This window comes from Patescibacteria group bacterium, assembly GCA_041665585.1.
Classification (GTDB): Bacteria; Patescibacteriota; Gracilibacteria; order JAHISY01; family JAHISY01; genus JAHISY01.
In genome coordinates, this window is sequence record JBAYIN010000003.1 from 21,280 (window position 1) to 36,308 (window position 15,029).

The 15,029-nt window shown below is 50.9% G+C and carries 15 protein-coding genes; 1 reads left to right on the plus strand and 14 read right to left on the minus strand.

All coding sequences use genetic code 11. The features are described from left to right. The 14 genes from WCV72_02410 to WCV72_02475 all read right to left on the minus strand — a co-directional run bounded on the left by WCV72_02410 (position 1) and on the right by WCV72_02475 (position 12,634). Entirely contained in the window at positions 1-1,296 is a 1,296-nt protein-coding gene (locus WCV72_02410; protein MFA6458220.1) for an O-antigen ligase family protein, read from the minus strand. Positions 1,297-1,628: 332 nt separating this feature from the next. Beyond that, the gene (locus WCV72_02415) at positions 1,629-2,975 is read right to left on the minus strand and encodes an extracellular solute-binding protein (protein ID MFA6458221.1); all 1,347 of its coding nucleotides are present in this window, start codon (positions 2,973-2,975) and stop codon (positions 1,629-1,631) included. Positions 2,976-2,987: 12 nt separating this feature from the next. Beyond that, the gene (locus WCV72_02420; protein ID MFA6458222.1) at positions 2,988-3,836 is read right to left on the minus strand and encodes a glycosyltransferase; all 849 of its coding nucleotides are present in this window, start codon (positions 3,834-3,836) and stop codon (positions 2,988-2,990) included. Continuing rightward, entirely contained in the window at positions 3,833-4,912 is a 1,080-nt protein-coding gene (gene tsaD, locus WCV72_02425) for a tRNA (adenosine(37)-N6)-threonylcarbamoyltransferase complex transferase subunit TsaD (GenBank protein ID MFA6458223.1), read from the minus strand. The genes WCV72_02420 and tsaD overlap by 4 nt, the downstream gene beginning before the upstream one ends. 37 nt (positions 4,913-4,949) lie before the next feature. Beyond that, on the minus strand, positions 4,950-5,462 hold the full coding sequence (locus tag WCV72_02430) for a hypothetical protein (protein MFA6458224.1): 513 nt from the start codon (positions 5,460-5,462) through the stop codon (positions 4,950-4,952). A gap of 52 nt (positions 5,463-5,514) precedes the next feature. Beyond that, on the minus strand, positions 5,515-6,312 hold the full coding sequence (locus WCV72_02435) for a class I fructose-bisphosphate aldolase family protein (protein MFA6458225.1): 798 nt from the start codon (positions 6,310-6,312) through the stop codon (positions 5,515-5,517). A gap of 241 nt (positions 6,313-6,553) precedes the next feature. Beyond that, positions 6,554-7,387 carry a 4-hydroxy-3-methylbut-2-enyl diphosphate reductase gene (gene ispH, locus WCV72_02440; GenBank protein MFA6458226.1) on the minus strand — a complete coding sequence of 278 codons (834 nt, stop codon included), beginning with the start codon at positions 7,385-7,387 and terminating at the stop codon, positions 6,554-6,556. Positions 7,388-7,406: 19 nt separating this feature from the next. Beyond that, entirely contained in the window at positions 7,407-7,844 is a 438-nt protein-coding gene (gene rpmE / locus WCV72_02445; GenBank protein ID MFA6458227.1) for a 50S ribosomal protein L31, read from the minus strand. A 286-nt stretch (positions 7,845-8,130) separates the two neighbouring features. Then, on the minus strand, positions 8,131-8,946 hold the full coding sequence (locus tag WCV72_02450) for a WecB/TagA/CpsF family glycosyltransferase (GenBank protein ID MFA6458228.1): 816 nt from the start codon (positions 8,944-8,946) through the stop codon (positions 8,131-8,133). Positions 8,947-9,256: 310 nt separating this feature from the next. Continuing rightward, positions 9,257-9,736 (minus strand): R3H domain-containing nucleic acid-binding protein, encoded by a 480-nt coding sequence (locus tag WCV72_02455; protein ID MFA6458229.1) that lies wholly within the window; start codon positions 9,734-9,736, stop codon positions 9,257-9,259. A gap of 225 nt (positions 9,737-9,961) precedes the next feature. Continuing rightward, positions 9,962-11,146, minus strand: a complete 1,185-nt coding sequence (locus WCV72_02460; GenBank protein MFA6458230.1) for a YidC/Oxa1 family membrane protein insertase — start codon at positions 11,144-11,146, stop codon at positions 9,962-9,964. A gap of 9 nt (positions 11,147-11,155) precedes the next feature. Next, positions 11,156-11,491, minus strand: coding sequence for a ribonuclease P protein component (gene rnpA / locus WCV72_02465; GenBank protein ID MFA6458231.1), 336 nt, complete (start codon positions 11,489-11,491; stop codon positions 11,156-11,158). Next, positions 11,491-11,619 (minus strand): 50S ribosomal protein L34, encoded by a 129-nt coding sequence (gene rpmH / locus WCV72_02470; GenBank protein MFA6458232.1) that lies wholly within the window; start codon positions 11,617-11,619, stop codon positions 11,491-11,493. Before rpmH ends, rnpA begins: the two co-directional genes overlap by 1 nt. A gap of 49 nt (positions 11,620-11,668) precedes the next feature. Further along, entirely contained in the window at positions 11,669-12,634 is a 966-nt protein-coding gene (locus WCV72_02475; protein MFA6458233.1) for a hypothetical protein, read from the minus strand. Positions 12,635-12,834: 200 nt separating this feature from the next. Between WCV72_02475 and WCV72_02480 the strand changes: the two genes are divergently transcribed. Further along, positions 12,835-14,997 (plus strand): hypothetical protein, encoded by a 2,163-nt coding sequence (locus WCV72_02480; GenBank protein ID MFA6458234.1) that lies wholly within the window; start codon positions 12,835-12,837, stop codon positions 14,995-14,997. Positions 14,998-15,029: the final 32 nt, after the last annotated feature.

A 15,029-nucleotide genomic window follows, 5' to 3' on the forward strand; every position in this document is an offset into this window, starting at 1 on the left:
TTACTGTGCCGATTTGACTGCGCTTTTCTCGAATTTTGGTTTGGCGGAAATCGCACTGACGACGATGCCAAACGCAAGCCAGAGAAACGCCTCGCCGGAAAAATTCGTCGAGAAATAGTGGTCGAAATTCGCAAGCGTGAAAGCCGCGACGACGAGCGCGAGCGCTTCGAATTTCTGTTTTTGGAAAGCGAAAAAAGCGAGCGTGCCGAAAATCACAACCCACGCAACTGCTGTAAAAATAGATTCCTCCGCAGTTTTCAGTACGAAAAAATTATGAACCGGTTGAACCGCGTAGAAATCAAGCTGGGGAAATTTCGTCACGAGCGCGGCAGTGAAGCTCCCCCGTCCCGTGCCGAGCATATTTTCACGAGCCAGCGTGACGGCAGTGACAATTTGCGCGGAACGCGTCGGCGAGCTCGGCGCAGATTCGGCAAAGCGCGCGAAAAACGGCGCACCGAAAAAAATCAGCAGCAGCGCAAAAAGCCCAACAGCAATAGCGGCGGAAAAAATGCGGCGGCGAAATTGAAAAATGACAAGCGCACCAAGCGCGAGGAAAAAAGCCAGCGCCGCCGCGCGCGAAAAGGAAAAGAACAGACCAGCGAAAATAACAGCCGAGACGAAGTAAACCAGCGGATGCTTGCGTGAATAATTCGTCAGCGCGACCAATGTCAACGCCGCGAGCCCACCGAGAATATTCGCGTGCGCGAGCGTACCCATGCCGCGAATCAAGGTCTCGCCGTTCGCCGCAGAAGTTTTGGCGATATTGAAAGTCGTCGTGTCGAAAAATGATTCGCCGAAAAAATGCAGCCCGAGATCACCCTGCGCGAAAAATTGTGCGACTGCCAGCGCAGACTGAAAAAAGATCGCCGCAGCCAGAATACGCACGACAGAGCGCGTGCCGAAAATGCCGGACGCGATGAAAAAAGCGGCAGCGGCGAATTCGAGCGTGCGCCAAAACTCCAGCAAGGCGAGCAGCGGATCGTGCGCGAATGGGACGACGAGAATTTCAACCGCGAGCAAAAGCGCAAACGGTGCGAGCAATCTAGGCGAAGGAATTTCCGGCTCAACCTGCGCGAAGACGAACGCGAGCCCGAGCAGGACAAAGGAAATCAGAAATAAAATTTCGCTCGCCTGGACGAAGAAAGCGAGATACTCGTCGAAGAAGCCACCAGCGTAAGACTCACCAAAATAGACGAGCGAACGAATCCGTAGCGGCAAAGCGAAAAGCGCAAGCCCGAAAAATATCTGCGCCAGACGGAGAAAATTCGGCCGCGAAATTTTTCGCCAAAAACGCATTGCGGAAATTTTACCCCACAACGCGAATCTCGAAACTAATTCGCGACTTGAGCTGTGAAAAATTTTCGAATTTTCAAGTTTCGTAATTTACGAAATAATTTTGAGGCTCCAATTCTTCACCCTGGAATTTCCAGCGTTTTGATTTCTTGAGCCTTGAGTCTTGGTGCACACCTGCCGTTAACCCACCACTTAAGTGGTGGGTTAACTTTTGAGTTGAGCCTTGAGTTTTATTTGAAAATTTGAAAATCGTAAATTTGAAAATTCCCTCCATGCTTCGTGCTCCATGTTTCATGCTTCTGGGTTTCGAAACTCGCGTTCGCAGCACTCGGAAATTATTCGGATTTTACGAGTGGATTTTTAAAAATCTCTGTCAGTTCACTCGCACCAGCAGCGGGTGTCAGAGTGCCGTCAGAAATACGATTGAGCACGCTCGCAATAGCCGAATCGAAAACCGTGTCAGCGGCGAGCTCCAGCGTGTCAGCATAAACCGCCTGATCAACGAAAACTCCGACTGCCGGATCGGCTCTTTCCGAGTCAATCAAATCACGGCGCGAGGTTGGTTTTTTGGTCGCCTGAAAATATTTTTCTTCTGCTTCGCGCGAAGTCAGCTCGAGAATCAAGCGCCAAGCCTCGACCGGTGAGGCGGAAGACTTCGCGACTGCGAGCGTGAAAAAATCTGCCACGGCGACTTTCGCATTGCCTAGAAGCGGATCGCCAATTTGCGGTAGTGGCGCGACCCCGACTTCGTCGAGCGTGATTGAATTGTCGCCCACACCAAGTGAGGCTTTGATTTGATCGTAGTAATAGGAAAATCCCAAAATCATCGCGACCCGACCATGCACGAAAGCGGAAATTTCCTGCTGAGGCAGATCCACAGTGATATTCGTATTCCACGAATATTCCTGGTTGAGCGGATTCCGCGAAAAGCTGGTCAGAAAATCGAGTGCCGCGAGGACAATTTTATTCGAAACGGACGAGCTTTCGGCGAGTAAATCGCCACCGCCAAACTGGTGATACAAATTGTAAAAAATATCGACACCACGCGAGATATTATCCGCACGCCCAAGCGCGATGCCCGCCAAACGAAATCCCGTCGACGAATTTGGCTGCAATTGCGTGAGCCCGACGGAGTCGTCGCGCACGCCCTCCCAAGTCAATTCCGGGGCAGCGTAAGCCTTCGTGAGTACATTGCGGAAATAAGTTTTGTTGTAAAAAAGTCCGAGCGAATCTACATACATTGGCAGACCAAAAAGCTGCTCTATGCCCGCAGCGTCTTTGAGTAAAAGCGTATCTCCGACCACACTGACAAAATCCTTGGAAACATTGGTGAGCGGATAACCCAGCTCGATTGGCAATGTTCGTAAAAAATTTTTGTATTTTGTCAGCCAAGTATTGTGAATCACGAAAACATCCGGACCCTCTCCTGCCGCCAATTCAATCAAAAGCGTTTCGCGATAATCGTTTAAATCTGTGAAATTACGATAATTAACTTTAATCCCAGTCTCTTCAGTGAAGTCGTCGAGCAAGGGCTGGATGTCTTCACTGGAATCAAAGACGCTCCAAAATTCCAGCGTCTTACCTGGATCCGCTTTTGGGCGACCAAAAATCAGGAAAAGCAAAAGCCACACGACGATCAGACCACCAATCACCGCGAGAATTTTCAAAAGTTTTTTTTGCATTCGCGAGGAATTTTAACTTTCCCGACGCGCTTCGGCAATTCCTGCGAGAAAAGCCTTTTTCGCCCGCCCGTAAAATGTGAACTGTAGAAGCGTCGCCGCCAGTTTTTGGAAAAACAATTTCGCACCAGCTGGAAGAATCGCAGCTTCCGAATGAAGTTTTTGGAACACGACTAAATTTTGACCGGCGGCGAACTGGCGCGCAGCGAGTGAGTCCGCGGAAATCGCGTGAAAATGTTCGACCACTGCCTCCGGTTCGAAAAGGAGTTTTAAGCCTTTTTTAGCGAGACGAAAACCCAGCTCGGCATCTTCGAATCCCCAGCCGGAGAATTGCTCAGAGAATTTTGCCGCACCGAGAAAGATTTTTTTGAGTGACAAATTCGCGGTGTAAAAACGCCAAAAGTCCGTCTCGGAATTTTGCGCGAGATCAGAGAATTTGAACTGCGCGCCGGATTTTTCGAGCCAACGCATGAAGCGCGTGACGCGCAGCTCGGGATGCCAGCGCACAAGCCCGAGGCAGGCGAAATTTGAAGCGGGAAATTTTTGGTGAAAATTGGCGTGGACTTCGAGCAAATTATTTTGCGGCAACATGTCGTCACCGAGGAAAAGAATGATTGCGCCAGAAGCTTGAACGAGCGCACGATTGCGCGCCACCGCCTGCCCAGAATTTTTTTGCGAGGAAAATTGGAGCGGGAAATCAACCTTATTTTGAAATTCTTTCAGCAAGCGCGGCGTCCCGTCACTCGAACCGTCGTCGACGACAATCACCTCGAAGTCAGTGAAAGTTTGCACCGCGAGTAAATTCAAAGTCCGCCGCAAAATCTCGGCGCGATTGAAAGTCGGGATGATGACGGAGATTTTCAAATTGCTAAATTCGGATCGACAACAGCCATTTTAGCGAATTTTTTAGGCGAATTTTCGTGCAGCCAGAAACCGGCGGCGGCAATCATCGCGGCGTTATCAGTGCAAAATTCAAATTTTGCAGGATGGCGAAATTCGATTCCAAGCTCAGTCGCAAATTTTTGGAACCGCGCACGCAACTGCAAATTCGCAGAAACACCGCCCGCGAGGTGAATTTCTTTGGCGTGAAATTGTTTGGCTGCCAAAAAAGTCTTAGTCGCGAGCACATCGACAACGCTTTCCTGAAAACCAGCCGCGAGATTTGCGAGTTCAGCTTTTTTTAATTTGGGTGAATTCTGAACGCGTCGTCGCATTTCCGACTTCAGCCCGGAAAAAGAAAAATCAAAATTACGCAGCTGCAATTTACCCACACGCAGCCGCTCCCCGACCTCGATTGAATCGAAGTTGCGCGCGATGTCTTTCGGCAGCAACCACGCCCGCGGTAAGTTCTCAGGCTTTTTCGCAAGTTTGGACATGCGCTCGATCTCCGGTCCGCCCGGATAAGGCAAGCCAAGCAAACGCGCAACTTTGTCGAAAGCCTCACCCGCCGCATCGTCCAAAGTCTCGCCCAAAAGTTTCGGCTTGGATTTGGAATCTCTGAGCAAAATTAATTCATTGTGTCCGCCGCTCGCCGTCAGCACGACGATCGGAAATTGAATTTGGCGGGCATCGCGCTCGAGCCAATTCGCGCGAATGTGCCCAAAGATGTGATTGACCGGAATTAGTTTTTTGCCGGAAAAAGCCGCCAAAGTATTGGCAGTGACAACGCCTGCGAGCAACGCGGAATTCAGCCCCGGACCCGCCGCGACCGCGATCGCGTCAATCTGCGCGAATGATTTTTTAGCTTTTTTCAAAGCCTCAGAAATCGTCGGCATAATTTTGCCAACATGTTCGCGTGCCGCAACTTCCGGCACGACACCGCCCGTCTTGCGGTGAATGGCAATTTGCGAAGCAATCACACTCGCCAAAACTCGCGAGCCGTCTTCGACGACGGCAGCCGCAGTCTCATCGCAACTTGTTTCAATTCCAAGAATCAACATCCCGCCGATTTTGCGCGAAAACCTCAGGAAAGTGAAATCAATAACAGTCTGTAAGTTGTTTACGAATGTCACGCATTTGCGCACGAATTTCGATGCCTCGATCTGAGTTGACCTTGCGACGCTCCGCAACAGCCTCAGCAATAATTTGCCGAAAAACTCTTTCACTGTATTCTCGCGAATCTAATTCGCGAAAATTTTCCCAAGCCGCTCTGGAAATAATAATTTTGCCGCGATCAGCGTGAAAACCCTTGGTGGCATCGTTTAAAATTTTTTCAAACAAATCTTTGGTCGGCTCCAGCTCCAAACCCGTGGGAGCTTTTTGGATCTTGCGAATTTCTTCACGCACCGCTTTCGCGACCCACAGAATATATTCCGGTAAAAATGGTCCGTCGTCCCGATCTCGCGAATGCTCACTCAAAACTGAAAGCACTCGCCCGTAAGATTTTCTTGCCAGCCTAAATCCTCGTGATTTAAAAATTTTAGCAAGCAGCTCGCTGTCCAAAAGTCGTGGACCAAAACCGTCAATGTCGCGAACATAAATTTCCGCCATTGAAATAATTTAAGCCGGTATTTTGACAAAAAAATATATTCCTGTCAAAAAATTATTTCAAAAACTCCTTCACTGCCGCTTCCGCTGAGATACCACGATGTACGACGGCTGCTGTCGCGCGAATGAAAGCCGCCGGGTCTTTGTGCTGGAAAGCGTTGCGACCCATCGCGACTCCCGCACCGCCCGCGGCAATTGCACCTTCGACATTTTTGAGCGCCGCGAGATCGTCGCCTTTCGCGCCACCCGCAATCACGATTGGCACACCGAGCGCACCGCGCACGACCTGCTCGAAAGATTTGGAATCGCCAGTGTACGGCACTTTGATAATGTCCGCGCCGAGCTCCGCCGCGATGCGCGCGACTTTTTTGACATTCTCGACATCGTTCGGATTTTCGATCTTCGGTCCGCGCGGGTAAGCCATGACGAGGAGCGGCATTCCCCACTCGATGCATTCGGTCGCAATCTGCCCGAAAGAGTAGAGCTGCGCCGCCTCAGTATTCGAGCCGAGATTGATGTGAATCGAAACCGCATCCGCGCCCAATTTCAAAGCAGTTTGAACATTATTGACTGAGACTTTCGCATCGCCGTCGGTCGGATTGAATTCAGTCGAGACTGAGAAATGCAGAATCAAACCAATGTCTTTGCCCGCGCTGCGGTGACCGTGCAAAGCGAGACCGAGATGACCAAGCACCGCATTCGCACCGCCTTCCGCCGCTGCGTCAGCCGCCGTTTTCAAATCGACGAGCCCTTCAATCGGACCCATGCCCGCACCGTGATCCAGCGGCAAAATTACCGTTTTGCCGGAATTGCGGTCAATGATTCTTTCGAGACGAATTCTTTTGCCGAGCATTTTGGAGGCGTTAAAACAGGATTATTTTACAATTTTTCCAGCGTTCGGCAAACCGGCAAAAGAATTTTTAATTCTATAGCTAAGCAACTGCAAAACAACACGCGTACATTTTTAACCATGCCGTTAACGGCATGGTTAGGAGCGCGTAGATTATTTTGAATTATAGTTTTTAGCTATAAGTTTTAAATTTGAAAACAAGTTTTAATTTTGAAATTTGATCTTCAAGCTTGTTTTGAAATTTTTAATTTGAAATTTGAGATAGTTTCTCCTCGACTTTTCGAATCGTCGACTCCGGCGTCGAGGCGCCCGCCGTCACGCCGACTTTTTTGAACTTGGTGAAATCACCCGGACAAATTTCCGTTTCATTTTCAATCCAAAAAGCCGGGCGGATTTTCGCGACGAGCTCGAAAAGTTTTTTCGTGTTATTGGACTTGCGACCACCGACGACGACGACGGCATCAACTTTTTCGGCGAGTAAACGGGCAGAATTTTGGCGTTCGAGCGTCGCGCCACAAATCGTCTCGCGGGCAATAATTTGCGCGCCGATTTTTTCCAACGCAGCAATTAATTGCGCGAAATTCTCGGGATTTTCAGTCGTTTGCGCCAGCACGCCAATTTTTTGACCGGCGAATTTTTGCAAGCGTTTGGGTGAAATTTTTTGCAGGACTTCGACCGCCGGAAAATCCTCGACGACTGCGCGCATCTCGGGATGACCGCGCCGACCGAGGATCACGACCGGAATTTTTTGCGCGGCGAAAAGTGAAACTTCACGGTGGATTTTTTGGACGAAGGGACAGCTCGCGTCGACAATTTTAATTTTCTTTTTGCGTAGCACTGCCAGTTTTTTTTGCGAAATCCCGTGCGCACGCACGACCACGACGCCCTCGCGAATTTTGGAGATGGCGGAAATCGCCCGCACGCCGCGCGAATTTAGTTCTTCCAAAATTTCGGGATTGTGAATCAGCTCGCCGAGCGTCGTGACTTTTTGAAAATCACGGCTCGCCGAACGCGCCAGCTCGACAGCGCGTCGCACACCGAAACAAAAACCCGCGTGATCCGCTCGAATAATTTGCACGCCAAGATTTTAGCGGAAATTAAGCTGCCGTCTGCTCTGGCGCCGCAGCTTCTTCGGCTGGCTTCTCAGTTTCTTTTTGCGCTTTCAAATTCTCTTCTAATTTCGCTTTTGCGAGTTCGCGCTTCGTCACTGCCGATTTCACTTTCTTCACAGCTTTGGCGGAATCGACCGCACTCACGCGCGCGACGGAACTCGCCGCCGCAGCGGAACGCACACTCTCAGAAATTTTCGTTTTCTTCTTGGAAGTTTGCGCCGCTTCCGCTGTCTTCATACGCGCACGGAACTTGTCGACTTTACCAGCCGTATCGACCAACTTCTGTTTGCCAGTGTAAAAAGGATGGCAAGCCGAGCAGACCTCAGTCTTGATCTCGAGTGCCGTCGAATTAAAAACAAATGTCGCGCCACAACTGCAGGTCGCAGTCGTTTTTTGCGTCTTCGGGTGGATTCCGGTTTTCATTGGAAAAAATTAGAGCCGCGCGATTTTAGAGATTTCAAGCAGAAAATGCAAACGCTGCTAACGCAAAAATAGCTCGACCTATTTGGCTGAGCTATTTTTGTTTTTGGCTCCAGTCCTGATTTCATTCAGTAATCCGAGGATGACCGAGTGAATGATTGAGATTCTGCTAGCTACCTAAGCAACCAGGAGAAGAGACAATCTCAGTAAAGGAACGAGTATATTCTACCAAAATTTGAGAAAAATTGCAAACCTTATCCTCACGAAAGTGGGAATCTATTGTCGCAAATCAAGCATTCCGACTGCGCCAAACCAAACGAACAAAGCGGAAAGTCGCATTCCAAATGCGCGGCAAACGGCTCGGCTGGCGTAGCAAGCGCCACAGCCATTCCAGCCCGAGTCGCCGAAAAATCTGGGGAGCGCGTGCGATCTTGCCAGCGTGGAAATCGAAGGCACCGCCAATTCCCGCGGCAAATTTCACAGTTTTGAGCAGCGGTAAATTGCGCGCGAGCCACAGCTCCTGTCGCGGCGCGCCGAAAGCGACGAAAAGAATTTGCGCGCCCGATGCGTCAATTTTCGCGCGCAGCATCTTTTCATTTTCGATGGCGGGCGAACCGGCGAAAGTCCCGGCAATCTCAAGTCCTGGAATTGCAGACTCAAATTTGATTTTCAATCCTGCCGCGACACCTTCCGCCGCACCGAGCAGAAAAACTTTTTTCTTGCGCCGCGCGGCGATTTTGAGAATCGCGGGAAACAAATCTGTACCGGTAATGCGCTCCGGCAAAATGTCGCGAATTTTCATCGGACGCAAAAGAATCGCCAGCAGCGAGCTAATGAGCGTCAAGAAATTCCTTTTTTTCAAGGCTAAAAAGTGAGCTGCCCACAAAAGTCCGACACCGTCGGCAGTCGCCAGCGCGGCAGAATTGAGCGTTTTTTTGAAGGCGGAATTTTTTTGCGCCGCGAGAATAATTTCGGGATTCGGCGTGACGAGCAAAAATTTCGGCGCTCCCCGCACACTCCCCCACGCCGCTTGAATTTTTTGATTAGCTGAAATCCGTCCAGCCAAAAAATCGTCGATTGCTGCAAGCGCAGTTTTTTCAGTCAACGCGTCGAGAGCGATTCCGGCAATAAAAATTCTGATGATTCTAAGGATAATAAAGAGCTTTGAAGATTATAATGATTATTTGTCCTTAAAGCTCTTTAAACCGGAATCTCAGGGACATGGAGGGTTATTGGTTCGGAGGGTCATTGGTTCGGAACGACAAGCGTGCATCAAGACTTAAAGCTCAAAAAATCCAAACGCTGGAGATTATGATGCGGAGAATTGAAGCTTGGAAATTACGAAACTTGAAAAACTTTCATTCAAACACTTCGAACAACTCAAACAATTTGAACCGCTCAAACCAAAAAAGCTTTTAGCTTTTTTTAATCACCACGGCGCGGAATCCAGCGCGACCGGCTGACTCGGTCGTGACATCTCCCCACTCCGGCTTGGCCAATTCGAGGTGCACGAGTCGGCGGAGAAATCCGTCCATCGGCGGCAACTTAATCGGATTGCCCGTCGTGCGAACTTGCTGCGCACGGCGCAGCGCGAGCTCGACTGCCTCGTCTTCTTTGCGTTTGCGATAACCGTCGATGTCCACGAAAAGTGTGACGCGGCGATTTAATTCTTCCGCTTTTTTGCTTGCCGCAAGCCGCAGCAGGTGCTGGAAAGCCTCGAGATTGTCGCCGTGCCGACCAATCAAAAGCGGCGCATCAGTCGTTTTGATTTGCACGAAATAATGTTCGAGCTCTTCGCCCTCGGTTTCCGTGCGACGCACGACCGAACAGCTGGCTTCATCGAGCTGCAAGCCCGCCAGAAAATCCTCGGTCAAAGTTTTGATTTGGAGTTCCATGGTTGAAATCAATTAAAGGATAAATTTTCTAATAGTGATAATTAAGATTAGATTGAGCAAATTAGATGCGTTTTAATTTCCAATTTACAAGCAACAATTTCCAAATAAATTCCAATGTTTAAATTATGCAAACTTTTCAAAACCTTGAAATTTGGAGTTCCATGTTGGAAAAATTTTTAATTAACTGATTTAAGAGCTTAATACTTATGATTTAATACTTATGATTTATTTGATCTGCCTGTTGACGATAAGCTGTTGCCCGATGCCGAAAAGCGTCGATGTGCCCCAGTAAATCCCAACCGCCGTCGGTAAAGAAATGGACAAGAAACCAATCATCGCCGGCAAGAAATAAGGCATCATTTTGCTCATGTCCTGCATCGCGTCCGCCATCGCATTCTCACCTTTCTTCTTGTTGTCCGACTGACTTTTCTTGGCGTGGTGCAGCGCGAGTTTCATTTGGATGAATTGCGTGACGGCGAGGAAGATCGGGAGCGCGAAATAAAATTGCGTGCCAGTATCGAGTAGATTGAGTCCGAAAAAATTGGTCGAGACTGCCGCAAGGTCGAAATTGGACTGAAAAGAATAAAGGTAAACAAAAGTATTTTCACCGAGTCCATCGCGCGTCGACCAATACAACGCAAGCAAAAAAGGCATCTGGATCAAAATCGGCAGGCAGCTGCCAAACATCGAAACATTATTTTTCTTCATCAACGCCATCGTCTCCATCGCAATCATTTGCTGATTGCCCTCGTAGCGTTTTTTGATTTCATCGAGCTGCGGCTGAATCTTTTGGAGGCGGCGCTGGGATTTCAGGCTTTTTTGGAATGGGACGAAAAGAATTGCGCGCATCAAAATCGTCAGCAAAATAATTCCCCAGCCGAAATTGTGACCGGCGAGATCAGTCAACCCGACGAGTAAATTGTAAATCGGACGATAGACAGTCACGCGCCAAACTTGACCAATAATGTTCGGAGCCTTGATCTCAACTTCATGCAAGAAAGTTTTGGTGCCAACCGGAATCTCGATACGGTAGCGACCGACTGCTGCGAAAAGTTCGCGCTGCCACGGCTGATAATTGACTGAGATGCGCGCGCCCGGCTCAATCACGAATGACTCCGTCAAACAGCGTCCCGCTGCTGCCAGCGCAGTAATCGGCTGCCAGGCGCCATTGGTATATTGGGAGACAATGAACGGTTCACTCGGACAATCGCTCGGCAGCGTAAGTGGCGCGGCAGTATTATTTTTGAGTGAAATCGTCACCGCCGAACCAGTCGTGACGGTCGCAGTACCGACGATCTGGAGGTCTTCCGCGGGAGCAGCTTCCGATGGAGCTTTCGGCGCGAAAGTTTGTACGAGCAAAATCGCGATAATCGCGATGAGGGCGTAGTTGAGGAATTTTTGCTTATCCATTTTGGCTGATTAATGAATCTTGGCAGCGAGTGTGAGAAATTTTTGAGTGACCTCTGCAAAGTTGATTTCTCGCAGTTTGAGTTCGCGCGCGATGACGAGCAAATCAAGTCTGGGCGGAATTCGGTCGAAATGAGTGCGCACAATCTCGCGCAAGCGACGACGGATGCGATTACGATCGACGGCGCGTTTTGCCAATTTCTTGCCGACTAAGACAGCGACACGAGAATGGTCGAGCGTATTCGGCAGAAAACGGAACGCGAGTTCCGGAATTGCAATCGTCGTGCCTCGTCGGAAAACCGCGTCCACCTCCGTCTTTTTGCGGAGACGGAACTTTGAAGAAAGCATTAAACTGTGATTTTCGCGCGGCCCTTGGCGCGACGACGCGCGATGACATTGCGACCACCCGAAGTGCGCATCTTGGAAAGGAAGCCGTGAGTCCGTGCCCGTTTGCGGGTGCGAGTTTTAGAAAGCATTGCGAAAGGAATTATTTTTGAAAAAGGGGTGCGCGGATTTTAGCAGAGTTTAGGAACATTCGCCTCCACTCGCACCAGCTGATTGCACTTCTTCGCCAAACCCAGCCGATGGCGAAGCCGACGAAAGCTCAGTCGCACAAGATTCAGGCGCAGTTTCGAAGGCAGCACAAATCGTCGCGAGCATCGCGGCTGGTGTCCTGTCACCTTCGGCAGCCTGACCGTTGATAATCAAAGTCGGTGAACCTTGGATGCTGTATTTTTCATTATCAGCGGTGTCAATGTTGAAATTCGGATAAGTCGGCGTACCGTCCTGACCCTTGCGCCACAAGTCTTGATTGTTCAAATTTTCGGTAATCTGGAACTCCTTGTCAGTCGCGGCGATGGTCGCGGCAAGGTCGGCTGGCGAGACTCCGACAGCTGCGAGTGCCGCCGTCGAGTCACTCGCTTTGAGAAATTCTTTCAAATAAGGAATCAATTTATCCGGATAATTTTTGGCGAGTGCGTATTCCAGCAAATTCTCTGTCACTTCTTTTTCGCCGTGCATCGCGTAATTCACGAATTTGAGCTGGAAATCGACTGAGTCGCCAAGTGCTTCAATCGCCGGGATAATCGCTTTTTCAGCTTGTGTGCCGTAGGGGCAATAACTCATTACGAAAAGTTCGACGACTGGTTTGGCGGATTTCGGTAAATTGGCGAGTGCTTCGGTCTGCGCCGTGGCGGCTGTCTCGGCTGCCGCTTTGACTTCGTCAACATAAATCGCCTCCGGGACAAAAATCTTGCCATCCAGCGAAAGCAGCGATTTCACTTCGCGACCATCGGAAAGCTTGATGTCGAGATTCCAAAATCCCGAACCCTTCTCGGCATTGGTGACCTCGGCAGTCATGCCGCCCGAGAGCAAATCTTCATTGATAAATTTTTGCGCGAAATCCTTCGCTTCCGTGCTGGAAAGTCCACTGCTGCAGCTGGCGAGCGAAAGCGCGATAGCTGCCACCGCAAGTATTTTTTTGAAATTCATTTTAAAAAGTTAAAAAATGCGAGCGCATTCTATCTGGATTAGTTTCGAAAATCCAAATTATTTTTTATTTTGTTAAAATCTCGCAGAAGGTAAATTTAATTTTGATCCAAATGCACTCCAAAATAAATTATTTCTTCCAACTGACAAAAACATTTTTCCAAAAAAATGCGGCAATTATAGCCGTTTTATCAATTGTTTTTTTGGCTACGGTTATTCCTGCCTCTGCGCTCAACCTGCCAAATTGGTTTCAGCAAAGCCCCACTCCGACTAAAACCACGGCGACAGCTCCGGCAGAAAATCTGAAAATCGTCGCTCCGTCCGAACACCAGTGGAGCGGTACTTATTTGCGATTATTGGAACCAAGCGGAATTTGGGGTGAATGGGTCAATCTCCAGGGTCCCCCCGGATCGACCGGAGCCAGCGGTGCGACTGGCGCGACCGGACAGATGGGACCAGCAGGCGCACCCGGCAAAACTGGTGCAACCGGAGCGACTGGTGCGACCGGAGCTCCCGGCAAAATCGGACCTGCTGGACCGATGGGGCCCGTCGGACCGAAGGGAGAAAAAGGCGAAATCGGTCTAACCGGAGCCTCCGGCAAAACTGGTGCAACCGGAGCGACTGGTCCTGCCGGTGCAATCGGACCGAAAGGTGCGCCGGGCGCGATTGGACCGAAAGGCGACAAAGGTGATGTCGGTGCAACTGGTCCTGCGGGTGCGATTGGAAAAATTGGACCCGTGGGTCCGGTCGGACCGAAAGGAGACAAAGGCGATGTCGGTGCAACTGGTCCCGCCGGAGCGATTGGACCGAAAGGTGCGCCTGGCGCGATTGGACCGAAAGGAGACAAAGGCGATGTCGGTGCAACTGGTCCCGCCGGAGCGATTGGAAAAACTGGACCGGTAGGTCCAGCCGGTGCGCCTGGTGCGACTGGACCGAAAGGAGACAAAGGCGATGTCGGTGCGACTGGCCCCGCCGGTGCGATTGGAAAAACCGGATCAGCTGGCGCGACTGGTCTACCCGGAGCGATTGGAAAGACCGGACCAGTAGGCCCCGTCGGTCCCATCGGACCGAAAGGAGCGATCGGACCGAAAGGAGACAAGGGCGATACTGGACCCGCCGGCGCGATTGGAAAAATTGGACCCGTCGGTCCGAAAGGTGAAACTGGCGCGATCGGTCCGAAAGGAGCAACTGGTGCGACTGGTCCTGCCGGAGCGATTGGAAAACCCGGGCCAGTCGGTCCCATCGGACCGAAAGGAGACAAAGGCGACAAGGGCACGACTGGTGCGGCCGGTCTGCCTGGTGCGATTGGAAAACCCGGGCCAGTGGGTCCCGTCGGACCGAAAGGTGCGACTGGCGCGATTGGACCGAAAGGTGACAAGGGCGACGCTGGACCGGTCGGCGCGATTGGTCCGAAAGGAGACAAAGGCGATGTCGGTGTGACTGGCCCCGCCGGTGCGATTGGAAAACCCGGGCCAGTGGGTCCCGTCGGACCGAAAGGTGCGACTGGCGCGATTGGACCGAAAGGAGAAAAAGGCGATGTCGGTCCCGCCGGTGCGATTGGACCGAAAGGAGAAAAAGGCGATGTCGGTCCCGCCGGTGCGATTGGAAAAACTGGACCCGTCGGTCCCGTCGGTGCGAAAGGAGACAAAGGTGATGTCGGCGCGATTGGACCGAAAGGTGACAAAGGTGATGTCGGCGCGATTGGACCGAAAGGTGACAAAGGCGACATTGGATTGACTGGTCCCGCCGGTGCGATTGGAAAAACTGGACCCGTCGGTCCCGTCGGTGCGAAAGGAGACAAAGGTGATGTCGGCGCGATTGGAGCGAAAGGAGACAAAGGCGATGTAGGTACGATTGGTCCGAAAGGAGATAAAGGCGACATTGGATTGACTGGTCCTGCTGGCGCGATTGGAAAAGCCGGTCCCGTCGGTCCCATCGGTCCCAAAGGTGACAAAGGCGAAATCGGACTGACAGGGCCAGCTGGTCAAAAAGGCGACACAGGTGCCAAAGGCGATGTCGGTGCGATGGGCCCAGCCGGATTCAGAACTTTCATCGGAGCAACTACGAAAAGATATTCTGGTAGCGGCGTCGGCGGCTACGACGGTGGTGACAATAAATGTGCCGCCGAATTCGGCTCCGGCACACAAATGTGTATCGCCACTGATTTAGCCTACGGTCGACCTGAAGCTGGCACCTACGGCTGGGTCAGTACTTTCACGGTGAGCTACTACGCTTCCAGTGCAAATGAGATCAATGACTGTGGTGGCTGGACACGCGAAACCGGACTCGGCACAGTCTTCAATGGCTACCCGACTGTCTCAAGCTGCGCCGCAGCCCACCCACTACCAATTCTCTGCTGCAAGTAACATGGAACTCACAGCATGGAACATTCCCTATT